This window comes from Pseudomonas sp. ATCC 13867 (genome assembly GCF_000349845.1).
Classification (GTDB): Bacteria; Pseudomonadota; Gammaproteobacteria; order Pseudomonadales; family Pseudomonadaceae; genus Pseudomonas.
Genome location: NC_020829.1, coordinates 3,247,583 through 3,269,731, shown reverse-complemented (window position 1 = coordinate 3,269,731; position 22,149 = coordinate 3,247,583). Strand labels below are relative to the sequence as shown.

Here is a 22,149-nt window from a genome sequence, read left to right as displayed (position 1 = left end):
AGGACCCTCGACCAGGGTTCGTTTCATGCACGCAAGTTCAGCTAAGGATGTGCATCCTCCGTCGCGAAATGGAAAGCAGGCCGGCTCGCCGGAGCCGGCGTGATGGCTCAGGAGCCGATGATTTCCCGCCAGTTGCTCCGGGGGACGAAGTCGAATGCCTGGCGGGCCTTGTCGCCGGAGAAGATCGAGGCGTAGGGATCGCATTCGTAGCGTTCCCGGTCGCGGATTTCCGGGAGCTTGCCGAATACCCGCTCTACCCATTGGAGGGTCGGTTCCGCGCGGCAGCTGTCCTGCGCGGTGACGAAGAAGTTGCCGCTGTCGATATGGGTGGCGCGCAATGCGGCCTCGAAGGCGCGGGCACAGTCCTCGGGGGTGATGTAGTAGAACAGCCAACGGGACGCCTGGTCGTCCGCACGGGTGACCGTGGGGGCGATGTTCTCGGGTATCAGCACCATCATCGGGCGAAGGCAGACCACCTGGATGTCGCCACGGCGAACGAAGCTGGCCGCCATGTTCTCCATCAGTTGCTTGCTGACGCTGTAGGCCTGGATGGGAGAGTGGGGGTGTTCTTCATCCACCGGCAGATACTCCGGGATGAAGGACGGATGGGCCTCCGAAAGGCCGCAGGCGGAAATACTGGAACAAAGAACGACCCGCTGGATGCCCAGTTCATTGGCGGCCTGAAGTACGTTCCAGGTTCCTTGGACATTTACATGGATATAGTCTTCAGGTTTTGCCTGGTGATCGAAATCGATTGCGGCAAGATGAATGACCGCATCGGCGCCAGCGAACTCTTTGCGCAATGTATCGAGGTCCAGAACATTCGCCTGAGCAAAGTCCACATTCTGCCGGGGAGGGCGAAGATCGAGAACTTTTACCGAGAAATTCTTGTGGAGTTGTTCGACCACATAGTGTCCAAGTCGTCCGCTGCCGCCGGTAACTACGACTCTATGGGGTTGTGGGCGGGAAGTTTCACGCACTGCATATCTCCTGCTCAGATGTTATTGGATTTATGAGGCTGGAGATTATTCGAATCAAAGCCAGTTGCGCGAAGTATAAATACTTGGCCACCTGTGAGAATTTTTCATCGGCCTGGATGAGCCGCATTCATGGGCCGACGGGGCACACCGCGCTGCGGTTCGGCCCTGCTCGGGTGCGGCGTCAGGCCTGGGTGGCGCTCACGCCGCCTGGGCCTTGAGCCAGTCGATGAAGATGCGCGCCTGGGGATTGGTGAGGACATCGGGTCGGTACAGGAGGTAGTAGGAGTAGTGCGGCAGCGCGATGGGGAAGGGCGCGACCAGGATGCCCTCGCTCAGCTCCCGCTCCAGCAGGGACAGGCACGTCAGGATGAGGCCCTGGCCATCGATGGCGGCGTGAAGCCTGACGTTGGTGTCGTCGATGCTCACGCGCTTGAACGGTTTCAGGCGAGGCTCCCCCGCCAGTTCGAGCCATCGATCCCAGTTGTTGGGCGTCTCTTCGTCCAGCAGCACCTGCCCCGACAGGGCCGTCACGTCCGGCGGATTCCCCAGTCTTTTCAAGGTCGCGGGGCTGCAGACGGGCGTGAGGTCCCCGTTCACCAGGCGGTACGCTTCCAGCCCCGGGAAGGGGCCGCTGGCCCAGGCGATGGCGATGTCATAAGCGTCGAGACTGGTGGGCGAGAACTGGATGGTGTGATGCAGGCTGAGCTCGATCTCCGGGTGCTGCTGCCAGAACGAGGAGACCCTCGGCATCAGCCATTTCTGGGCGAAATAGGGGCGCAGCGCGATGGTGAGCGGGCGGCCATTGCCCAGTTCGCGCACCTTCTGGGTGACCTCCAGGAGGTGCGCGAAGGACCGGCTGCACTCCGGGAGCAGGTAGCTGCCCGCATCCGTGAGCAGCAGACGATTGTTTTCCCTTCGAAACAGCCGGACTCCGAGGTTTTCCTCGAGCAGTTTGATCTGGTGGCTGATCGCCGAGGGTGTGACGTTCAGCTCGAGCGAGGCCTGGGTGAAGCTGAGGTGTCGGGCGGCAACTTCGAAGGTTTTCAGGGTATTCAGCGGGGGGAGTCGATGGGTCATGGTTCTTGTTCTGTATGCAGCAAGGCTTATATCTACGGGCGCCATTAGCGCTGGTCGAGTGTTGGGCAAAACGCCTGTCGCGTCAATCGTTCCGGGATCATGAAGAAAATTTGTCGTCCCCTTTTATTTTTTCTCATCCGCCGTTGAATTCTTATCGTTTGTTCCGCCGACAGTGCATTTCTAGGATACGAATCGAGTAGTTGAAACTCGCCCTCAGCCTGACCAGGAAGGAATAATTATATGTCAGTCGTTGAAGAAGTTATCCGTATTCGTGAATTGTCGTGCGCCGATGAACCTGGAAAAGTTCTGCCAGGACTTTCCCAGGATGCTTATACCAGTGAAGAGTTTTATCGCACCGAACAAGATAAAGTCTTCGCCAGGAACTGGGTATTCGTCGGTTTCGTGCATGAGTTTGCCGAGCCGGGCACTTGCGCGCCGATCGAGGTGGCCGGGCAGCCGCTGCTCATCGTCTCGAACGACAATGGCGAAGTCGGTGTATTCCACAACGTCTGCCGCCATCGCGGGCTGAAACTCGTGAGCGATCGCTGCAACGTCCAGGGCTCGATCAGCTGTCCTTACCACGCCTGGTCCTACTCGCTCGATGGCGAGCTCGAGGCGGCGCCTCACTTCGGTGGTTTCCGCAAGCAGGAGGTTCCGGGCTTCTCCCGTGCCGATCACGGCCTCAAGCGCGTGCGCCACGCCCAGTGGAACGACTGGATCTTCGTCAACCTGTCCGGCGATGCCGAGGCGTTCGAAGACTATTCGCGCTCCTTCGCCGAGCAGATCAAGCTGCTCGACGTGAAGCTCCTCAAGCCGATCGGCAAGATCGACCTGGGGGAGGTGAAGTGCAACTGGAAGTTCCTGATGGAGAACTTCATCGAGCCGTACCATGTCCCGATCGTCCACGACGAAACCGCCTCGGGTCAGCCGCTGAAGGACCACTACACCATCGTCGACGGGCGCTGCCTGGGCTCCGCGATCGACGTGGAAGCGGAGAAGGAAACCACCGCGAAGTCCAGCAGCCTGGACATGAGCGCCCGCTACCTGACGCTGTTCCCCAACTTCGTGCTGGGCATCTACCTGCCCGACCAGGCCGGCGTGCACCTGAACATCCCGGTATCCGCCGACCGCACCCGCCAGTTCCGCGTGCTCTACAGCGTGGGCGAGCAGCATTACAACGCCTCCGACAAGGAGAACCTCTGCAACCTCTGGTACAGCGTGCACAAGGAAGACCACGCGATTGCCGAGCTGCTGCAGGAAGGCCGTCGTTCCCCCGTGATGAGCGACGGCGGCGTGATGTCGCCGCACTGGGAAGACAGCGCCAATCAGTTCCAGAACCTCGTTCTCGACGCGATGAAGGACTGATCGATGCCGGTGCGCCTGATGCACACGATGCTGCGGGTCATGGACCTGCAGCGTTCGCTGGATTTCTACGTGGGCCGGTTGGGGATGCGTCTGCTGCGCAGTACGGATTACCCCAACGGCCGCTTCACCAACACCTTCGTCGGCTTCGAGGACGAGGAACGCGGGACGGTCCTGGAGCTGACGCACAACTGGGATCGCACGGAACCCTACGAGCACGGCACGGCCTGGGGACACCTGGCCTTCGGTGTGAGTTCGCTCCGCGAGTGCGTGGAGCGCTTGCGGGCCGCCGGCGTACCGGTGGTCCGTGAGCCGGGGCCGATGTCGGGTGGCACCCGGGAGATCGCTTTCGTGCTCGATCCGGATGGCTATCGGGTCGAGTTGCTTGAGTCAGTGGTGGAGGACGCCTGATGAACGCGCGCGAAGAGGACTGGGCAGTCGCATGCCGGGTTGACGAGATCGAGGATCAGCAAGCCAGGCGGGTTCGGGTCGGCGACGAAGCGATCGCCGTATTCAACCTTGGCGGCCGCTTCCATGCGTTGGCGGACCGCTGTCCGCACGGGGATGCCTCGCTGGCGGAGGGGTGGGTCGAGAACGGCGAGGTCGAATGCCCGCTGCACCAGGCGCGCTTCGATATCGCCACCGGTGAGGTCCTCTGCGCGCCGGCCAAATCCTGTGCCCGGCGTTATCCGGTCAAGGTTGAAAACGACGTGGTGTTGATCGGTGTGTTCGAGAACACCCTGCAACTGGCATAACAAGAATGAGGAGTCTACGCATGCCTGTCATCCAGAAAGGTATTGTCAGCTGGTCGGGAGAGAACCCCGGCATCTATCTGAAAAGCGCTTCCGACCCGCAGGGCGATTGGCAGGTCCTGGCCCTGTATTTCCGCGTCATCGCATCCGATTACGGTCGTGGCCGCGGTATTCTCCTGCTCGGTGAGCCGGGCGCCGCAGCGGGCTATCCCGCCGCGCCGAACCTGTGCATCGGCGACAACCTCGAACTGATGGACTACCTGCTGACCCGCTTCGTCCCCCGCTTCGGCGCCTTCCGCGAGCGCAAGGCGCTGGCGTACGTCACCCTGCTGCAGGCGACCGAAAGCCATACCGACGAGCGGGATCCGACCCAGTGGGTGGAGCACATCGCCGCCGGCGATGTCAGCCTGTCCCTGGCCTGGAAAGGCCTGCAGCGTCCGCTGGCGGCGGATGTGGGGCCGGACATTTCCGCGACCGGGGAACACCGGATGTACAGCCTCTTCCAGGGCGCCGAGCAGGGCGAGGTCCGGCTCAACGGCGAGCGGCTGGAGGGGGTGGTGGTCGAGCGCGATTTCCTCGATGGAAAGCTCAACTCCGCGTTCCTCGCCTTCGCCGAGACCTGGGTTGAAGAGGGGCATGAGGCATGAACCTGGCCCTGCGTCGACACCCGGCGGACTCGATGGCTGTCGATGCCATGACCGGCTGCCGGCCGCGCTGGACGGCCATCGCTACCGCCAGGGATGTGCTGGGCGTGGCAGGGCGTTTCCTGCTTCACGCCGGCCCGCCGGTCCCCGATCGGAGCCGGCTCGCGCTGCCGCTCAGGAACTCCCTGCTGATGGCCATCCTGTTCGAGGGTTGGGCGACCGATCGGCAGGGGGCCGAGGATCTGCTGATGTCCGAAGCGGTGCGGCTGTATCCCGCCCAGGATCACGGCTGCGCGATCCCGCTGGCCGACGTGCTCTCGCCGAGCATGCAGGTGCTGGTGATCGAGGATGGCGACTGTCCATCGCGAAGGAGCTTCAGCACTCTCAACGGTGGCGATGGTCCGGTCATGCGGATCGGGCAGTACGGGGAGAACGTTCTGCAGCGGCTGCGCTGGATCAACCAGCACCTCGCGCCCCGGTTGCAAACGGTCATCGCGCGTCAACCGATGGACGTGCTCCCGGTGGCCGATGCGGCGCTGGCGGCGGGCGACGACTGCCACGGGCGGACGCAGCAGGGCAGCCAACTGGTGGCGAAGGCTCTGTTGGAGCAGGCCTCTCCCGGGGACTTCGACGATGACATCCGGCGCTTCCTCGAACAGTCCGCGGCGTTCTTCCTGAATCTCTGGATGGCGGCGGTGAAATGTTGCCTTCTCGCCGCCGAGGATGTTCCGGGCAGCAGCGTGGTGACCGCCGCCGGTGGCAATGGCGAGCAGTTCGGTATCCAGGTTTCGGCCATGCCCGGGCGCTGGTTCGCGGTGGCGGCGCAAGCGCCACGGGTGCCCGGCGCCGACGAGCAGACGCGGCAACGGGCCCTGGGCGCGATTGGCGACAGCGCCATCGTCGACGCCTTCGGCAGTGGCGCAATGGCCCGCGATCTGGCGCCGCTCACCGCGGAGCGCCTGGACAGGGTTTGCGCGGAACATGGGCAAACGTTCCCGGCCCAGCTGTTGCAGCATCGCCATCCCCAACTGCTTGCGTCGCAGGCATTCCGCACGGGCCTGGATGCCCGCCAGGCCTGTCGCCTGGGCGCGGGACCGGTCATCAGCCTGGGCGTGCTGGACAGGCAAGGACTGCTGGGGCGCCTGGACGGGGGCTTCTTCTTCAGTCCGCTACAACCCCTGCAAGCCGCGCTCGACGCGCTGGAGGCTGCCGATGCGCCCGCATGAACTCGGTTTGGTTGAGGCGGCGGAGGCCATCGCCATGCGGACGCTGAGTGCGGTCGAGCTGGCGACCGATTGCCTGGCGGTGATCGCGGCGCGTGAGCCCCAGGTCGGCGCCTGGGTCCACATCGACCCGGAGCAGGTGCTGCGCGAGGCCCGTCGGCTGGATAACCAACGGGAGCGTGGTCCGCTGCATGGCGTGCCGGTCGCCATCAAGGACATCATCGATACCGGCGACATGCCCACCTGCAGCGGCTCGCCGATCTATACCGGGCGCCGCCCCGGCATGGATGCGGCGGCGGTGGCCCTTCTGCGCCGGTCGGGGGCGTTGGTGATGGGGAAGACCGTCACCACCGAATTTGCCTACTTCCAGGCGGGCAAGACGCGCAATCCGCATAACCTCGAACATACTCCGGGTGGCTCCTCCAGCGGTTCCGCCGCGGCGGTGGCCAGCCACATGGTGCCGGCGGCGCTGGGTTCCCAGACGGCGGGGTCGTTGATTCGTCCCGCGTCCTACTGCGGCGTGGTGGGATACAAACCCACCTACGGGGATTTCCCCACCACGGGGGTCAAGGGGCTTGCGCATTCGCTGGACACCCTCGGCACGCTTTCGCGCTGCGTCGCCGATGCGCGTCTGCTGCGCTCCGTGCTGACCGCCGATACCGTCTTCCCCTTCAGCAGCAGCGAGCGCTGGATTCCCTCCATCGGGCTCTGCCGTACGCCGGATTGGCTGCAGGCCTCGCCGGAAACGCGGCACGGGCTGGAACAACTGCTCCTTTCGCTGGGAGCCTGTGGCGCGCGGGTCGGCGATGCCCAGTTGCCGCCGGGGTTCTCCGACTTCGCCGACCTGCAACGGAAGGTGATGGCGTACGAAACCGCCCGCAGCCTAGCGCCTGAGCACGATGGCTACCGGGAGCAGCTCAGCGAGCCGCTTCGCGCCCTGATCGACCACGGCCAGAGCCTGTCCACCGAGGAGTACAGCGAGGCGCGCTGCTGTGCCGAACAGGGCATGCTGGCGACCACGCCGTTGTTCGAGGAATGGGATGTCCTGCTGGCGCCGAGCGCGCCAGGCACCGCGCCGCTGGCGAGCGATGGAACGGGCGATCCACTGTTCAGCCGCATGTGGATGTTGCTGGGTGTTCCGACTCTTTCGCTGCCGGCGCTGACCGGGCAGAACGGGCTTCCGATCGGCATCCAGCTGGTGGGTTCGCGGTATGGCGACGATCGTCTGCTGCGCGCGGCGCAGTGGGTGGAAAGAGTGTTGTCCGACCGTCCCAGGTTTTCGCTTCTCTAGGAGTACGTCATGCATGCGGATTATTTGATCATCGGTGCGGGCCAGGCCGGACGTCGTGCCGCCGAGTCGCTTCGTTCCCTGGCTCCGGCCGCGCAGGTCTGTATCGTCGGCGACGAAGCGGAGCTGCCCTACGATCGGCCGATCCTGTCCAAGGACGCCCTGTTCAACGTCGAGGATGAAGCCCGGGCGTTCATCCAGGACAGGGATTTCTACGAGCACCAGCACATCGAGCTGCGCCTCGGGCACCGGGTTCGGAATGTCGATCCGGCGGCGCGGCAGGTTGAGCTGGCCAACGGGGAGCGCATCTCCTACCAGAAACTGCTGCTGACCACGGGGTCGCGCGCCCGCCCTTACCCCGGGCCGGTTGAGGAGGGCGTGGAACTGCTGTACCTGCGCACCCTCGAACAGGCTCGCCAACTCCGTAGCCGACTGGCCGCGGGTAAGCGACTGGTGATTCTCGGTGGCGGCTTCATCGGCCTGGAGGTGGCCGCGTCCGCTCGCAAGCTGGGGTGCGAGGTCACCGTACTGGAGCCGGCTTCGTCCTTGCTGCAGCGCGTGATGCCGGCGGCGATCGGTGAGTACCTGCTGGCGCTGCATCGCAACGCCGGCGTGAACGTATGCCTCGATACGCTCCCGAGCGCGATCCGCCGTGGCGCCCACGGGTTGATCATCGAGTCCAGCCGCGGTGAATGCGTGGCCGATGAGATCCTGGTGGGCATCGGTGCGCTGCCGAACGTGGAACTGGCGACCGCCATCGGCTTGCGGGTCGAGAACGGCATCGTGGTCGATGAGCGATGCCGTACCAGCGATCCGCACATCTTTGCCGCCGGCGACGTGACCAGCCATTTCAACCCGCTGCTCGGGCGTCATGTGCGGGTCGAGTCCTGGCAGGTGGCCGAGCATCAACCTCAGGTCGCGGCGGCGAACATGCTGGGCAGCGAAGAGTGCTACGCCCAGACGCCGTGGCTCTGGTCCGATCAGTACCAATGCAACCTGCAGACCCTCGGCTTCTTCAGCGGGACGGGCCCGGTGCTGCTGCGCGGCAAGGTGGAGGACGATGCCTTCAGTGTCATCGAGCTGGATGCCGAAGGGCGCCTGCGCGCGGTGGCGACCGTCAACCAGGGGCGCGACATGGCGGCCTTCAAACGTCTGGCGGCTTCGGGCAAACCGCTCGATGCGGCCGTCCTGGCCGACAGCGCGACGAACCTGCGCAGCCTTCTGTAACCCCGCGCGCCCTCGAACCACGGTGCCCCTGTCGCTGACGGGGGCGCCTCCGCATGTGCCAGACGTTCCCCGTCCCGTCATGGAGCTCCCGGACGACGCGGAAGGTGTTGCAGCGGGTCGCGGGGGGCTTTGCGACCATCGGGGCGGGCCGCTCTGTCGCGCGGTGTGGCGTATCCGCTCGGAGAGGAGATGTCGCTCCCAGGCATGTCGCGTCGGCGAGCGTGCCGGGGGATGGTCTATATCCAATAGGTTCTTCCGGGCGCGCCCCGGAAGGAGCCATTGGGACTCCCACCCACCCCGCCAGGAGGATTACCCGTGATCAACCTTGCCACGGCCAGGCTGCTGGCCCACTACAAGCGTTGGGCCGACCAGGCGCTCTTCGCCAGCCTGGCCACGCTGGCGCCCGAGGAACTCGACCGACAGCGCGCCGGCCCGATGAAGAGCATGATCGCCACGCTCAATCACATCCACGTGGTGGACCGCATCTGGCAGGCCCACCTGCAGCACCGCGAGCACGGATTCACCTCGCGCCAGGCGCTGCCCTACCCGGAACTTGGCGACCTGTGGCGGGCGCAGCAGGAGGTGAACGACTGGTTCATCGACTGGAGCGCCGGGCAGACGGAAGCCACGCTGGAGACGCCCATCGATTTCGCCTTCGTTTCCGGCGACCGCGGCACCCTGAGCGCCGGCGCCATGCTGCTGCACGTGGTCAACCACGGGACCTACCACCGTGGCTGGCTGGTGCAGATGTACTTCGAGATCCCCGCCATGCCGCCCATGACCGACCTGTCGGTGTACCTCACCGAGGCCAATCCGGCGCCGGTCGCCAACTGCTAGGCCTCCGGCCTGGCCATGTGCTCGACGATCTTGCTGCGCAGCCAGCGCTCGGCGGGGTCGTTGTCGGTGACTTCACCCCAGACCATCGACAGCTCCGAGGTGACGATGGGGAAGGGCGGGTCATCGGCGCGCAACTGGCTGCCCTCGACCAGCGCCGCCGCCGCGTAGTCCGGGACGCAGGCGAGCAACTCGGTGCCCGGCAGGATCGAGCGCAGGCCGCTGAACTGCGGCACCGCCAGCATCACCCGGCGGGTGCGGCCGACACGGGCGAGATCGTTGTCGATGTTGCCGCACAGGTCGCCGGAGAACGACACCAGCGCGTGGGGGCGCTCACTGAAATCGTCCAGGCTGAGAGGGCCGGGGCGGTCGTCGCCGCGCAATACCTTGACCGTCATGTCGCGCAGCCCGCGGCGCTTGGCATTCGCCGGCAGCTCGGTGGTGTAGCTGACGCCGACGGAGATTTCGCCCGAGGCCAGCATCGCCGACATCAGCAGGAAGTTGACCCGGCGCACCACCACGACCACGTCCGGCGCTTCCTCGCGGATCTGCTTGAGCAGCGCCGGGAACAGGCCGAACTCGGCGTCGTCGGACAGGCCGATGCGGAAGGTGTCGCGGTTGGTCGCCGGGTCGAACTCCCGGGCGCGGCTGACGGCGCTGGAGATGGTGTCCATCGCCGGCTGCAGTTCGCGCAGGATCGCCAGGGCGCGCAGGGTGGGCTCGTAGCCCTTGCCGTTGCGCACCAGCAGCGGGTCGTCGAAGAGGTCGCGCAGGCGCGCCAGCGCGGCGCTGACGGCCGGCTGGCCGAGGAAGAGCTTCTCCGCGGCGCGCGTCAGGTTCCTCTCGAACATCAGCGTCTCGAAGATCACCAGCAGGTTCATGTCGACGCGGCGCAGCTCGTTACGGTTCATGCCGGCTCCTCGTGGGCTTCTGCTCGGACAGGCGATTCAGGCAGCAAGTATCGTGCAGGATGGGAGATTTTCCTGTCTGGTCGCGGAGGATTTTGCCGGGGGAGGGAGCCGAGGCGCCGCCCGTGACGCCTGCCACTAGTATGTGCCTCGGCCCGGTGTGCACGGCGGAAGTTGGACGGGCCGTGGGGACTGGTCGCTGGATGGAGCGATCCTAGCCTGCCATCGCGTTGCCGAAGCGCCGGAGGAAATCGTCCACCGCCGCCAGCACCGTCGCCTGCTGCTGGCGGTGCGGGACGTGGCCGCAGTCGGGCAGCAGCTTCAGCACCGTGGGCACGCCCGGCACCGAGGTGAAGCGTTCGGGGTGCGCCGCCGAGCCGTATTCGTCCTGCTCGCCGTGCAGGCTGAGGATCGGGCAGCGCACCTGGGCCAGTTCGGCGTCGAGGTTCCAGTCGCTGAACTCCTCCGACAGCCAGGTATCGACCCAGGCACGCAGCACCCAGAAGGCCTTGTCGCCGTGGTACTTCTGCAGGCGCTCCAGTTGGCCTTCGCGGGCAAATTCCTGTTCGGCGGCGCGGATGCCGTCGCGGGTCCGGTGCTCGACGAAGGCCTGGGCCGATTCGGTGACCAGCGCCGCGCAGGCCCGCGGATGCCGCGCCACGCAGGCCACCGCCATCGCGCCGCCGACGCTGTGGCCGAACACCACGCAGCGTTCGAAGCCGAAGTGCTGTTGCAGCCGCGGGAAGTGCTCCTGCGCTTCGTCGTCGATGAAGCCCAGGGGCAGGGCGCCGGGGTAGGGTTCGGAACGGCCGAAACCGAGACGGTCGTAGGCGATCACCGGGCGGCTGGTAGTACGTGCGAGGTGCTCGGGAAAGTCCCGCCACAACGCCACGCAGCCCAGGGAATCATGCAGCAGCAGGATGGGCTCGCCGCGCGTTTCGGCGGGCGTCCAGTCCTGGGCGAAGAGCTGGCCCTTCTCGGTGCTGATCCAGTGTTCGCGGGTGCTGACGGGCAACGGCATGAGGCTCTCCTGTGGGACGGGGCTGACTCGCTTGTCGTTCGGCCATAGTATTCCGGCACGCTGTTCAGAGCGATGTTCAGACGGGCGCATGCATAGTCCGATCGGGCCAGGAGGGGAAATGAAACAGGTGGCGGTTCTGGCCTACGAAGGGTGCTGGGCGATGGGGTTGTTCTCGGCGACGGACTTCTTCCGCATCGCCTCGCTGCTGGAACGGCACGTCGGCGTGGAGCGCTCCTTCGCCGTCCGCGTGGTGTCCGTCGAGGGGGCTCCGGTGCTTGCCGCCGGTGGCCACCTCGTCACGCCGGATGGCGGTTTGCGGGATGTCGCGGAGGCATCGCTGATCGTCCTGCCGGCCATCGAGGGACCGCGTCTGGCCGGCTTCGAGCCGGATGCGCGGGTGCTGGCCTGGCTCGGCGAGCGGATCGACGCCGGCGCCCGCGTCCTGGCGCTGACCACCGGCGCCGCCTGGCTGGCCGCCAGCGGCCGGCTGGACGGCGGCCTGCTGGCCACCCACTGGGCCTTCGTGCGGCAACTGGGCAAGCAGTACCCGGCGTGCCGCTTCGTGGCCCGCGAATCCTTCCTCCAGGAGGGCGGGCGGTACAGTACCGGCTCGCTCAACGGCTGTTTCGATGCGTTGCTGGACATCCTTGCCCAGGAGCGCGGCGACCGCTTCGCGCAGCTCTGCGCCACCCACTTGCTGGTGGCCGACCCGCATCGGCTCGGACCGATCCTGCCGGGTCACCGCAACCATTGCGACGAAACCGTGCTGCGGGTGCAGGACTGGATCGAAAGTCACCATGCGCAGCCCCTGACCATTGCACGCATGGCGCACCAGGCCGGTGTCAGCGAGCGGACCTTCAAGCGTCGCTTCAGTGAGGCGACGCGGCTGCCGCCCAACCTCTACCTGCAGCAGGTACGCATCGACAAGGCGAAGAAGCTGCTGCTGGCGACCCCGTTGGCGGTGCGCGAGATCGCCGCCGAGGTGGGCTACGAGAACGTCAGCTTCTTCGTCCGCCTGTTCAAGGCCCGCACCGGGACCACACCGGCGCGCTGGCGGGCGGGTTCCTAAGGAAGCCTTAAGGTTGCCGGGGGATAATGGCGACTCGCGGCCGGAGTCGTCCCGGGCAGTGCTCACACCGGGTCCGGTCGCTTTTTTTCAACTTGCACGGGAGTCCTGCCTTGGACACTTGCCTTGGTCGATTGCGACAGGCCTGAACAGCGAGCCGTCCGGCGGAACCCTGCCGCTGTCTCGCTGCGTTGCGGACAGTGGCGACACGCATCCCCACGGGATGACGTCTCTCCATTCCCCTCCGGGGCTCCTGCGGCCCTTCGATCTCTTGCAATCCATCACCCGATAGCGCGCCGGCCTCGCCCGGCGCATGGACCGGCCGCGCGCCGGATACGAGGTGGAACATGGATTGGAAAATCTTCCTGCTGCGGGTGGCCGCGGCACTTGCCCTGGGCGCCCTGATCGGCGCCGAACGCCAATTGCGCCAGCGCCTCACCGGCCTGCGCACCAATGCCCTGGTCAGCACCGGCGCCTGCCTGTTCGTGCTGATGACCCAGGCCATGCCGGGCCTCTCGGCGGACGCCCCGCGCATCGCCGCCTACGTGGTTTCCGGCATCGGTTTCCTCGGCGGCGGCGTGATCATGCGCGACGGCCTCAACGTACGCGGCCTGAATACCGCGGCCACCCTCTGGTGCACCGCCGCCATCGGCGTGCTGTGCAGCATGGGCCTGCTGCTGGAGGCGGCGCTGGGCAGCGTGGTGGTGCTGTGCGCCAATATCCTGCTGCGCGACATCGCTTCGCGCCTGAACCACCAGGACATGCTGCCGGCCAGCGAGGCGGAGCAGCGCTACGGGGTGGCCATCGTCTGCCGCGCCGAGGACGAGATCCAGGTGCGCAGCCTGATGCTGCACAGCCTGGACGGTGGCGAACTGCGCCTGCAGTCGCTGCACAGCGAGGACCAGCCGAACCCGGCGAAACTGGAAGTACGTGCCGAACTGCTCGGCGGCCACGGCGCCGCCGGCCAGCTGGAGCGCATGGTCAGCCGCATCAGCCTGGAGAAAGGCGTCAGCTCGGTGCGCTGGCAGTTGTTCGAGCTGGCAAGCGACTGAGAATCACCGAGCCGGCATTGTGGCGGGGCTCTTCGCAGGAGCGAGCCTGCTCGCGAACAGATTTGCCGACGGCATCGGTGTCGGGTGGTTCGCGAGCAAGCTCGCTCCTGCAGGGGGGCGTACCGACTCACTCCAACCATGAAAGAATGTCCCAGGCCAGCTTCACCCGCGCCTCGTTGGGATAGTTGCGGTTGGCGAGCAGCACGATGCCGCGCTGTTTCGCCGGCACGAACGCCACGTAGGCGCCGAAGCCTGCGGTGGCGCCGGTCTTGTTCACCCAGACCTTCTGCTGCGGCGGCAACGGTGGGGTGAGGGCGGTGACCACCTGGTTGCCCTGGATCATCTGGCTGCCGTTGTACTGCTGCAGCTCGGCCAGCTTCGGCGGGTAGGCGTACTGCTCCCAGATCAGGTCCTGGGTCATCGGGCCGACCTTGTAGTAGCCGGTGCGGGTGGCGTCGAGCGCGGCCTGCAGCTTCTCCCCCGGCTTGACCCGGCCCAGCTGGATCTCGACGAAGTGCAGCAGGTCGCGGCTGCTGCTGCGTACGCCGTAGGCCACGTCGGCCAGCACGTCGGGGTTGAGCCGCACCGGCGCGTCGTTCTTGTCGTAGCCCTGGGCGTAGTAGCCCTGGCGGGTCACCGGCACCTCGATATGGGTGTTGGAGAGGCCCAGCGGGGCGAACACGTTGCGCTGCATCGCCGTCTTGAACGGCACGTCGAGTGCCCGCTCGGTGGCGAAGCCGACCAGGGCGATGCTCGGGTTGGCGTAGGTGCGCTGGGTGCCGGCGAGGTACTGCGGCTGCCAGTCGTTGTAGTACTCGGTGAGCTGCGCGGACGTTTGCACCGCCTCGGGAATCTGCAACGGGAAGCCGCCGGCGGTATGGGTGGCGAGGTTGATCAGGCTGACCTTGTCCAGCGCGCTGCCGCGCAGCTCCGGCATATAGCGGGTGGGGCTCGCCTTCAGCGACAGCTTGCCGGCGGCCTGGGCGAAGGCGGCGAGGGTCACGGTGAAGGTCTTGCTGATCGAGCCGACCTCGAACAGGGTATCGCTGGTGACCGGCTGGCGGCTTTCCTTCGACGCCAGGCCGAAGTTGTAGAAGCGCTGCTCGCCGTTGTCGGTGACGCCGATCGCCAGCCCCGCGATAGCGTGTTCGCGCATCACTGCCTCGGCGGCCCTCTGCACCTTGGCATCGAAGTCCGGCGCCACGGCGTTGGCCGGGGGAATGCAGGCGAGGGTGAGCGAGCAGCTGAGTGCGAGCGGGCCGGTCAGGCGCATGGCGAACATCCTGTTGCGATGGGCAAGGGCTGACCCTAGCACCGCCGCGCCCGGCGCTCCAGTGGCGGGCGCGGCGACAGCCCGCGCTACGCCGCCAACCCCGCCGGTGGTAGCATGCGCGCCCCATGCACTTCACCGACCTCGACCAACGTCTCGCCACCCTCGGAGCGCTGCCCCTGCACCGCGCCCGGATGCTGCGCGCCTGGCTGCAGGGCAGGGCGCTGGACAGCGGCACGCGGCGCCAGGCCAGCGCAGACTTCCTGCCGCTCTCCGTGCGCAACGGCGTGGCGGGCATCGACGCCGAACTTGCGCAGCTGGCGCGCCTGCATTCCCGGCACCCCGGCGCGGACGGCTCCGAGCGCCTGCTGGTGCAACTGCACGACGGGCAGATGGTGGAAAGCGTGCTGCTGCCGCGCGGCGGCGTGTGCGTGTCCACCCAGGTCGGCTGCGCGGTGGGCTGCCTGTTCTGCATGACTGGCAAGAGTGGCCTGCTGCGCCAGGTGAGCGCGATGGAAATCCTGGCCCAGGTGGTGCTGGCCCGCCGCGTGCGAGCGGTGAAGCGCGTGGTGTTCATGGGCATGGGCGAGCCGGCGCACAACCTCGACAGCGTGCTCGAAGCCATCGACCGCCTCGGCACCGACGGCGGCATCGGCCACAAGAACCTGGTGTTCTCCACCGTCGGTGATCCGCGTGTGTTCGAGCGCCTGCCGCAACAGAAGATCAAGCCGGCGCTGGCGCTCTCGCTGCACACCAGCAACGCCGAGCTGCGCGAACGGCTGCTGCCGCGCGCGCCGAAGCTCAGCCCGGAGGAACTGGTGGAGCTGGGCGAAACCTATGCCCGCCAGGTCGGCTATCCGGTCCAGTACCAGTGGACGCTGCTCAAGGGCATCAACGACAGCCAGGACGAGCTCGACGGCATCCTGCGCCTGCTCAAGGGCAAGTTCGGCATCCTCAACCTGATCCCCTTCAACAGCCTCGAAGGCGACCAGTACCAGCGCCCGGACGGCGAGCGCATCGATGAGATCGTCCGTTACCTGCACAGCCGGGGCGTGCTGACCAAGGTGCGCAACAGTGCCGGGCAGGACGTCGACGGCGGCTGCGGCCAACTGCGTGCCCGTGCCACCGGGCTGATCGCCTCGTCGCGCCGGCGGATGCCCTCGTAGTAGCGGACTCTGTCCGCGATGCTTTTTGGTTGGGAGATTCTGCATCGCTTCGGCGTGTGCTGATGTATTGGGTTTCGCCCCTTGGGCGAGTCCCTTTCGTCAAACGTCGGATAGCCGCCCTCACAAAAGGAAGCAAAAGGTCTTGCCCCATCATCCGGCCCCGGTTTTGCCCGGGGTGATTCGCTTCGCTCCCCCTTCGAGCCAGCCTTCGGCTGATCCGAGCCTGGAACTGTCCGGTAGGTAGCGGACCTTGTCCGCGAAGCTCCGACAAGCCGGCCACGGACAACCGCAGGTCGGCCCCAGGCAACTCTCGGGCGTTACGCCGACCTATGGTGACGGGCCCTTCACTGGATCGACCCGGAGCTGAGATGTCCGACTTCATTACCGTGCTGCGCGAAACCTGTCCGACCCCGGTGCTGGACGCCACCCAATGGAAACGCATCGGCGGCGACCCGCACACCGTCAACCTCAATGCCTACACCTCGAAAGACGGCAGCAAGATCATGGGCACCTGGATCTGCACCCCTGGCAAGTTCGAGGTGAACTACGGGAAGTGGGAGTACTGCCATTTCCTCGATGGCTACTGCGTCATTACCCCCGAGGGCGAGCAGCCGATCCACCTGCGTGCCGGCGATGTGTTCGTCATCGAGCCGGGCATGAAGGGCACCTGGGAAGTGGTGGAAACGGTGCGCAAGTACTTCGTCTTCGCCTGATTGCCCGCCATGAAGAGGGAGCCGACCAGCTCCCTCTTCATGGCGGGGTTTCACTGTGGTTCTTCGCTGATCGACCAGCATGCCGCCGAGACATACGGGGCCAGCGCCAGTTCGCCCACCAGGGTTTCCAGCAGGCTGTCCTTGCTGCTGGGGGCGAGCACCAGGGCCGTCACTTCCACCTCGCCGCCGGTCTTGCGCGCATGGCTTTCCAGGCGCTGCAGGGCCAGGCCGTTGACGCTCAGGCGATTGAGCAGGGTGGAGCGCACCAGAGCTTCCTGATGCGCTTCGGTCACCGTCTCGATCAGGTAGTAGCGTTCGCTGCTCGGCTCGATGGGCGCGTAGCGCTGGATCCAGCGGGTCACCGGCGGTAGCGTCAGGTTGCACAGGACGATCAGCAGGGTGGCGGACAGCGCGGCGAGGAAGAAGCCGCTGCCGGCCAGCACGCCTACCGCGCCGGTGCACCAGATCGTGGCGGCGGTGCTCAGGCCGCGAACGCTCAGACCGTCGCGCATGATCACGCCGGCGCCGAGGAAACCGATGCCGGTGACCACCTGGGCGGACATGCGCACCACCTGGTCCTCCGCGCCCATGAGGAAGGGCAGGGTGGCGAAGGTGGCCGCGCCGAGGGCGACCAGGCCGTGGGTGGCGACGCCGGTGAAACGCTGCCGCCATTGCCGCTCCATGCCGATCAGCGCGCCGAAACAGAGGGCTGCGAACAGGTCCAGGATGATCTCGAAGTGCATTACGTTACGCTCCGCGCCGGCCGTGCGCCGACGCCAGTGGGAAGGGTCGATTCGCCCCGAAGAGGATGAAAGTCGGGCCAGTCTATCGGGCTATCGGGTGAAGCGGGGTGATATGGGGCAGAGCGCCCTGTCGGGGGCAACGTTACTGCCCCGGATCACCCCGTAGGAGCTGACTCTGTCCGCGAAATCCATCGCGAGAGGAGTCCGCCCTGCGGGGGCCGCACCGCCGGCGGGGGCGTGATCAGCGCCGCGCCATCGCATCCCCGCTCCAGCCTCCGCCCAGGGCGCGGAACAGGTCGACGAGGGCGATCTGCTGCTGGGTGCTGGTTTCGATGTAGGCCGACTCGTTGATGAAGTTGCTGCGCTGTGCGTCGAGGTAGCGCAGGTGGCTGTCCACGCCGCCTTCGTAGCGCGCCTTGGCCAGCTTCAGCGTCTCGTTGGTGGTGTTGGCCAGCGCGCGGCGGGCGCTTTCCTCGCGGCGCAGGGTGTCGGTCGCCGCCAGGGCGTCGGCCACTTCGCGGAATGCCGTCTGGATAGTGCCTTCGTAGGCGGCCACGGCGGAGTCCTTGCGCACCTTGGCCAGGTCGAGGTTGGCGCGGTTGCGGCCGGCATCGAAGATCGGCAGCGACAGTGTCGGCACGAAGCTCCAGGAACGCGAGCCGCCGTCGAACAGTCCGGACATTTCCGCACTGGAGGTGCCGAAGCTGCCGGTCAGGCTGATGCGCGGGAAGAACGCCGCGCGGGCCGCGCCGATGTCGGCGTTGCGCGCCTTGAGCTGGTGCTCGGCGGCGAGGATGTCCGGGCGCCGCTCGATCAGTTCGGACGGCGTGCCGGGAGCGATGTCCTGGACCAGCATCGGCTTGTTCTGCGGCAACTGCGGGATGCGTTTCGCCGCGTCCGGGGTGCCGAGCAGCAGCACCAGGGCGTTGAGCGCCTGCTGCTTCTGCCGCGCGTTGCTTTCCAGTTCGGCGCGGGACTGTTCCACCAGTCCCAGGGCTTCCTGGTAGTCCAGCGCGGTGGCGGCGCCGGCCGTGCGCCGCTGGCCGATCAGGCCCAGCGAGTCTTCGCGGCTGGCCAGGGTCTGCTCGGTGAGCTGCAGGCGACGCTGGGCGCCGTCGTAGCTCAGGTAGGCCTGGCTGACTTCGGCGACCAGGGCGATCTGCGCACTGCGCGCGGCTTCCTCGGTGGCGAGGTATTGCTCCAGGGCGGCGTCGGTCAGGCTCTTCACCCGGCCGAACAGGTCCACTTCGTACTCGGGCAGCGACAGGCCGACCTGGTAGCTGCTGCTCACGCCGGAATGGCCGTCGCTGGAGAGATCCCCCGGCAGCCGCTGGCGGTTGCCGTTGGCTGTCGCGCCGAGGCCCGGCACTCGCTCGGAGCGCTGGATGCGGTATTGCGCGCGGGCCTGTTCGATATCGAGCAGGGTCTGGCGCAGCGAGCGGTTGTTGTCCAGGGCGATGTTCACCAGGTCGCGCAGTTCGCTGTCGACGATGAAGGTCTGCCAGTCCAGGTTGCTCGCGGCCCGGCCCGACTGCGCGGCGGGGCCACTCCAGTTCGAGGCCACGGGCGCTTCTGGACGTTCGTAGGTCGGCGCCAGGGAGCAGCCGGCCAGGAACAGGGCCGGGACCAGCAGCAGGGCTGACGCGGCAAAGGCTGGTTTGCGCATGGCGGTCACTCCGTGGCCTCGAGGGATGGATGGGCGGGCCTGGGTTGGCGGCGCAGCAGCGACAGCAGCCAGACGAAGCAGACGGGCACGAAGATCACCCCCAGCAGCGTGGCGCTGAGCATCCCGCCGATCACCCCGGTGCCGATGGCGCGCTGGCTGGCGGCGCCGGCGCCGCTGGCGATGGTCAGCGGCACCACGCCGAGGATGAAGGCCATCGAGGTCATGATGATCGGGCGGAAGCGCAGGCGAGCGGCCTCGATGGCGGCCTCGCGCAGGCTGTAGCCCTTCTCCCAGAGTTCCTTGGCGAACTCGACGATGAGGATCGCGTTCTTCGCCGCAAGACCGATGATAGTGATCAGGCCGACCTTGAAGTACACGTCGTTGGGCAGGCCGACGGCCGTCACCGCGAGCACCGCGCCGAGGGCGCCGATGGGCACGATGAGCATCACCGACAGCGGGATCGCCCAGCTCTCGTAGAGCGCCACCAGCAGCAGGAACACCACCAGGATGGCGAGGGCGAACAGTTGCGTCGCCTGGCCGCTGGCGACCCTCTCCTGGTAGGACAGGCCGGTCCATTCGTAGCTGATGCCCGCCGGCAGTTCGGCGGCCAGGCGCTGCATTTCGGCCATCGCCTCGCCGGTGCTGACGCCGGGCGCGGCGTCGCCGGCGATGCGGATCGACGGGTAGCCGTTGTAGCGCACCAGTTGCACCGGGCCTTCTTCCCAGCGGGTGCTGACGAAGGCGGACAGCGGCACCAGCTCGCCGCCGGCGTTGGGTACGTAGAGCTTGAGCACGGCTTCCGGGGTCATCCGCTCGCCCTGTTCGGCCTGCACCACCACGCGTTGCTGGCGGCCGGCGTTGGCGAAGTCGTTGATCACCGACGAACCGAAGGCGGCGGACAGCGCACTGCTGATCGACTCGAAGCTCACGCCGAGGGTGCGTGCCTTGTCGCGGTCGATTTCCAGGCGCAGCTGCGGCGCTTCGGCGAGGCCTTCCATCATCGCGTAGAGGATCTTCGGGTTGCCGTTGGCTTCGCCCAGCAACTGGTCGCGGGCCGCCAGCAGGGCGTCGCGGCCGAGGCCGGCGCGGTCCTGCAGGCGCAGGGCGAAACCGCCGGAGTTGCCCAGGCCGTCGATCGGCGGCGGAGTGACCGCCATGATCGCGCCGTCGCTGATCCCGGCGAAGCGTTCGTTGGTGTGCGTGGCCTCCGCGTCGGCGGACTGCTCGGCGCTGCGCACGGACCAGTCCTTCAGGGTCGGGAAGGACAGCGCGGCGTTCTCGCCCATGCCGGAGAAGCTGAAGCCCATCACCAGGAACACCGAATCGACCGCCTCGCGGGACATCAGGTAGCGCTCCAGCTCCTGGCCGGTGAGGTCGGTGCGCGCGCGGGTGGCGCCCGGCGGCAGTTGGATGTCGACGATCATGTAGCCCTGGTCTTCCACCGGCACGAAGGACTCCGGCAGGCGCACGTAGGTGTAGCCGAGCACGGCGATGATGCCGGCGTAGACCAGCATGTAGCGCCCGGCACGCTTGACCAGTGCGCTGTTGAGCAGGGTGTAGCGCGCGGTCAGGCGCGCGAAGCCGCGGTTGAAGGCGCCGAAGAAGCCGCGCTTCTCGTGGTGACCCTCGGGGATCGGCTTGAGCAGGGTGGCGCACAGCGCCGGAGTGAAGGTCAGGGCGAGGAAGCCGGAGAACAGGATCGACACCGCCAGCGACAGGGAGAACTGCTGGTAGATCACGCCCACCGAGCCGGCCATGAACGCCAGCGGCAGGAACACCGCCGACAGTACCAGGGTGATGCCGACGATGGCGCCGGACACCTGGCCCATCGCCTTGACCGTGGCGGCGGCGGGGGAGAGCCCTTCCTCGGCCATGATCCGCTCGACGTTCTCCACCACCACGATGGCGTCGTCCACCAGGATGCCGATGGCCAGCACCATGCCGAACATGGTCATCATGTTCACCGAGAAGCCCAGCAGGTACATCATCGTCAGCGTACCGAGCAGGCACACCGGCACCACGATGGCCGGGATCAGGGTGTAGCGCACGTTCTGCAGGAACAGGAACATCACCAGGAACACCAGCACCATCGCTTCGAGCAGAGTGTGGATGACCTTCTCGATGGCCACGTCGACGAAGCGCGAGGTGTCGTAGGGCACCGAGTACTCGATGTCGTCGGGGAAGTTCACCGACAGCTCGGCCAGGCGCTCCTTCACCAGGGCGGCGGTCTGCAGCGCGTTGGCGCCGGGGGAGAGCTGGATGGCGCCGGCCACCGCCGGCTTGCCGTTCAGGCGCGCGGTGAAGTTGTAGCTTTCGCTGCCCACTTCCAGGCGTGCGACATCGGCCAGCTTCACGGTGGAGCCGTCGGGATTGGCGCGCAGCACGACGCGGCCGAACTCCGCCGGATCATCGAGGGTGCCTTTCACCGCCAGGGTCGCGGTCAGTTCCTGCTGGGTGCTGCCCGGCGAGCTGCCGAAGCTGCCGGCCGGCACCTGCACGTTTTGCCCGCGGATGGCGTTGCCCACATCATCGATGGAGAGGCCATAGCCCACCAGCTTCTGCGGGTCGATCCAGACGCGCATGGCCGCTTCGGAGGAGAAGAACTGCAGCTTGCCGACGCCGGAGACGCGGCGCAGCTCGTTGTTGATGTTGCGCGCGGCGTAGTCGCCCAGGGCGGTGGTATCGCTGCGCTGGGCGCCTTCCTTGTAGTTGAGCGCGTAGATCAGCAGGAAGCCGGCGCTGGTCTGCTCGACCTCCAGCCCCTGGGTGAGCACGGCCTGGGGCATGCGCGCCTCGGCTTTCTTCAGGCGGTTCTGCACGTCCACCTGGGCCAGCTCCGGGTTGGTGCCGGGCTGGAAGGTGACCACCACCTCGGCCATGCCGTTGGAGTTGCTGGTGGACTCGAAGTAGAGCAGGCCCTTGGCGCCGTTGAGCTCCTCCTCGATCACGCTGGTGACCGAGTCCACCAGCACCTGCGCCGAGGCGCCGGGGTAGGTGGCGGTCACGCTGATCTGCGGCGGCGCCACGTTGGGGTACTGCGCCACCGGCAGCAACGGAATGACCAGCAGGCCGGCCAGGGAGATGAACAGCGCCACCACCCACGCGAAGTTGGGGCGCATGATGAAGAACTTGGACATGAAAGATTCCTCGCGGCGAG

21 protein-coding genes are annotated in these 22,149 nt (G+C 66.7%); 12 read left to right on the top strand and 9 right to left on the bottom strand.

Going from position 1 to position 22,149, the window contains the following annotated elements:
* Positions 1-107 precede the first annotated feature (107 nt).
* The 3 genes from H681_RS14520 to H681_RS26905 form a co-directional block, all read right to left on the bottom strand.
* Positions 108-908, bottom strand: a complete 801-nt coding sequence (locus tag H681_RS14520; protein WP_236620544.1) for an NAD-dependent epimerase/dehydratase family protein — start codon at positions 906-908, stop codon at positions 108-110.
* 270 nt (positions 909-1,178) lie between these two features.
* The gene (locus H681_RS14515; protein WP_015477625.1) at positions 1,179-2,057 is read right to left on the bottom strand and encodes a LysR substrate-binding domain-containing protein; all 879 of its coding nucleotides are present in this window, start codon (positions 2,055-2,057) and stop codon (positions 1,179-1,181) included.
* 243 nt (positions 2,058-2,300) lie between these two features.
* Entirely contained in the window at positions 2,301-2,576 is a 276-nt protein-coding gene (locus H681_RS26905) for a hypothetical protein (RefSeq protein ID WP_236620568.1), read from the bottom strand.
* Here H681_RS26905 and H681_RS14510 point away from each other — a divergent pair.
* From H681_RS14510 to H681_RS14475, 8 genes are all read left to right on the top strand, one after another.
* Positions 2,460-3,422 carry an aromatic ring-hydroxylating oxygenase subunit alpha gene (locus H681_RS14510; RefSeq protein ID WP_015477624.1) on the top strand — a complete coding sequence of 321 codons (963 nt, stop codon included), beginning with the start codon at positions 2,460-2,462 and terminating at the stop codon, positions 3,420-3,422. The two genes, H681_RS26905 and H681_RS14510, sit on opposite strands and share 117 nt — an antisense overlap.
* 3 nt (positions 3,423-3,425) lie before the next feature.
* Positions 3,426-3,830, top strand: coding sequence for a lactoylglutathione lyase (gloA, locus tag H681_RS14505; protein ID WP_015477623.1), 405 nt, complete (start codon positions 3,426-3,428; stop codon positions 3,828-3,830).
* A complete protein-coding gene (locus tag H681_RS14500) occupies positions 3,830-4,174 on the top strand; it encodes a Rieske (2Fe-2S) protein (protein WP_015477622.1) in 345 nt (114 codons plus the stop codon). The genes gloA and H681_RS14500 overlap by 1 nt, the downstream gene beginning before the upstream one ends.
* A 20-nt stretch (positions 4,175-4,194) precedes the next feature.
* Entirely contained in the window at positions 4,195-4,818 is a 624-nt protein-coding gene (locus H681_RS14495; protein ID WP_015477621.1) for a hypothetical protein, read from the top strand.
* Positions 4,815-6,041, top strand: a complete 1,227-nt coding sequence (locus H681_RS14490; protein ID WP_015477620.1) for a DUF1116 domain-containing protein — start codon at positions 4,815-4,817, stop codon at positions 6,039-6,041. Before H681_RS14495 ends, H681_RS14490 begins: the two co-directional genes overlap by 4 nt.
* Positions 6,028-7,329, top strand: coding sequence for an amidase (locus H681_RS14485; RefSeq protein WP_015477619.1), 1,302 nt, complete (start codon positions 6,028-6,030; stop codon positions 7,327-7,329). The genes H681_RS14490 and H681_RS14485 overlap by 14 nt, the downstream gene beginning before the upstream one ends.
* 9 nt (positions 7,330-7,338) lie before the next feature.
* Complete coding sequence (locus tag H681_RS14480) at positions 7,339-8,553, top strand: NAD(P)/FAD-dependent oxidoreductase (protein WP_015477618.1); 1,215 nt, start codon at positions 7,339-7,341, stop codon at positions 8,551-8,553.
* Positions 8,554-8,868: 315 nt separating this feature from the next.
* The gene (locus H681_RS14475) at positions 8,869-9,390 is read left to right on the top strand and encodes a DinB family protein (RefSeq protein ID WP_015477617.1); all 522 of its coding nucleotides are present in this window, start codon (positions 8,869-8,871) and stop codon (positions 9,388-9,390) included.
* Here the strand turns inward: H681_RS14475 and H681_RS14470 are convergent.
* Both H681_RS14470 and H681_RS14465 read right to left on the bottom strand, forming a co-directional pair.
* Positions 9,387-10,298 carry a LysR family transcriptional regulator gene (locus H681_RS14470; RefSeq protein WP_015477616.1) on the bottom strand — a complete coding sequence of 304 codons (912 nt, stop codon included), beginning with the start codon at positions 10,296-10,298 and terminating at the stop codon, positions 9,387-9,389. The genes H681_RS14475 and H681_RS14470 overlap by 4 nt on opposite strands.
* A 211-nt stretch (positions 10,299-10,509) precedes the next feature.
* A complete protein-coding gene (locus H681_RS14465; RefSeq protein ID WP_015477615.1) occupies positions 10,510-11,316 on the bottom strand; it encodes an alpha/beta fold hydrolase in 807 nt (268 codons plus the stop codon).
* A 118-nt stretch (positions 11,317-11,434) separates the two neighbouring features.
* On the opposite strand from H681_RS14465, the gene H681_RS14460 reads away from it, so the two are divergent.
* On the top strand, positions 11,435-12,385 hold the full coding sequence (locus tag H681_RS14460) for a GlxA family transcriptional regulator (protein WP_015477614.1): 951 nt from the start codon (positions 11,435-11,437) through the stop codon (positions 12,383-12,385).
* A 344-nt stretch (positions 12,386-12,729) separates the two neighbouring features.
* Positions 12,730-13,434 (top strand): MgtC/SapB family protein, encoded by a 705-nt coding sequence (locus H681_RS14455; RefSeq protein WP_015477613.1) that lies wholly within the window; start codon positions 12,730-12,732, stop codon positions 13,432-13,434.
* 127 nt (positions 13,435-13,561) lie between these two features.
* Here H681_RS14455 and ampC read toward each other — a convergent pair whose 3' ends face one another.
* Positions 13,562-14,707, bottom strand: a complete 1,146-nt coding sequence (gene ampC, locus H681_RS14450) for a class C beta-lactamase (RefSeq protein ID WP_015477612.1) — start codon at positions 14,705-14,707, stop codon at positions 13,562-13,564.
* A gap of 125 nt (positions 14,708-14,832) precedes the next feature.
* On the opposite strand from ampC, the gene H681_RS14445 reads away from it, so the two are divergent.
* Together H681_RS14445 and H681_RS14440 are read left to right on the top strand one after the other, a co-directional pair.
* Complete coding sequence (locus H681_RS14445) at positions 14,833-15,870, top strand: RNA methyltransferase (RefSeq protein ID WP_015477611.1); 1,038 nt, start codon at positions 14,833-14,835, stop codon at positions 15,868-15,870.
* Positions 15,871-16,238: 368 nt separating this feature from the next.
* A complete protein-coding gene (locus H681_RS14440) occupies positions 16,239-16,583 on the top strand; it encodes a cupin domain-containing protein (RefSeq protein WP_015477610.1) in 345 nt (114 codons plus the stop codon).
* 50 nt (positions 16,584-16,633) lie between these two features.
* Here the strand turns inward: H681_RS14440 and H681_RS14435 are convergent, their stop codons facing one another.
* The 3 genes from H681_RS14435 to H681_RS14425 all read right to left on the bottom strand — a co-directional run bounded on the left by H681_RS14435 (position 16,634) and on the right by H681_RS14425 (position 22,129).
* Positions 16,634-17,326, bottom strand: coding sequence for an MgtC/SapB family protein (locus H681_RS14435; RefSeq protein WP_015477609.1), 693 nt, complete (start codon positions 17,324-17,326; stop codon positions 16,634-16,636).
* A 241-nt stretch (positions 17,327-17,567) separates the two neighbouring features.
* On the bottom strand, positions 17,568-18,992 hold the full coding sequence (locus H681_RS14430; protein ID WP_015477608.1) for an efflux transporter outer membrane subunit: 1,425 nt from the start codon (positions 18,990-18,992) through the stop codon (positions 17,568-17,570).
* A gap of 5 nt (positions 18,993-18,997) precedes the next feature.
* A complete protein-coding gene (locus H681_RS14425; protein WP_015477607.1) occupies positions 18,998-22,129 on the bottom strand; it encodes an efflux RND transporter permease subunit in 3,132 nt (1,043 codons plus the stop codon).
* Between the last annotated feature and the right edge of the window lie 20 nt (positions 22,130-22,149).

Coding starts and splice junctions, on each gene's coding strand:
- H681_RS14515 (WP_015477625.1), bottom strand. CDS start 2,057: ATGACCCATCGACTCCCCCCGCTGAATACCCTGAAAACCTTCGAAGTT.
- H681_RS26905 (WP_236620568.1), bottom strand. CDS start 2,576: ATGGCGGCAGACGTTGTGGAATACACCGACTTCGCCATTGTCGTTCGA.
- gloA (WP_015477623.1), top strand. CDS start 3,426: ATGCCGGTGCGCCTGATGCACACGATGCTGCGGGTCATGGACCTGCAG.
- H681_RS14500 (WP_015477622.1), top strand. CDS start 3,830: ATGAACGCGCGCGAAGAGGACTGGGCAGTCGCATGCCGGGTTGACGAG.
- H681_RS14495 (WP_015477621.1), top strand. CDS start 4,195: ATGCCTGTCATCCAGAAAGGTATTGTCAGCTGGTCGGGAGAGAACCCC.
- H681_RS14490 (WP_015477620.1), top strand. CDS start 4,815: ATGAACCTGGCCCTGCGTCGACACCCGGCGGACTCGATGGCTGTCGAT.
- H681_RS14485 (WP_015477619.1), top strand. CDS start 6,028: ATGCGCCCGCATGAACTCGGTTTGGTTGAGGCGGCGGAGGCCATCGCC.
- H681_RS14480 (WP_015477618.1), top strand. CDS start 7,339: ATGCATGCGGATTATTTGATCATCGGTGCGGGCCAGGCCGGACGTCGT.
- H681_RS14470 (WP_015477616.1), bottom strand. CDS start 10,298: ATGAACCGTAACGAGCTGCGCCGCGTCGACATGAACCTGCTGGTGATC.
- H681_RS14465 (WP_015477615.1), bottom strand. CDS start 11,316: ATGCCGTTGCCCGTCAGCACCCGCGAACACTGGATCAGCACCGAGAAG.
- H681_RS14460 (WP_015477614.1), top strand. CDS start 11,435: ATGAAACAGGTGGCGGTTCTGGCCTACGAAGGGTGCTGGGCGATGGGG.
- H681_RS14455 (WP_015477613.1), top strand. CDS start 12,730: ATGGATTGGAAAATCTTCCTGCTGCGGGTGGCCGCGGCACTTGCCCTG.
- ampC (WP_015477612.1), bottom strand. CDS start 14,707: ATGCGCCTGACCGGCCCGCTCGCACTCAGCTGCTCGCTCACCCTCGCC.
- H681_RS14445 (WP_015477611.1), top strand. CDS start 14,833: ATGCACTTCACCGACCTCGACCAACGTCTCGCCACCCTCGGAGCGCTG.
- H681_RS14440 (WP_015477610.1), top strand. CDS start 16,239: ATGTCCGACTTCATTACCGTGCTGCGCGAAACCTGTCCGACCCCGGTG.
- H681_RS14435 (WP_015477609.1), bottom strand. CDS start 17,326: ATGCACTTCGAGATCATCCTGGACCTGTTCGCAGCCCTCTGTTTCGGC.
- H681_RS14430 (WP_015477608.1), bottom strand. CDS start 18,992: ATGCGCAAACCAGCCTTTGCCGCGTCAGCCCTGCTGCTGGTCCCGGCC.
- H681_RS14425 (WP_015477607.1), bottom strand. CDS start 22,129: ATGTCCAAGTTCTTCATCATGCGCCCCAACTTCGCGTGGGTGGTGGCG.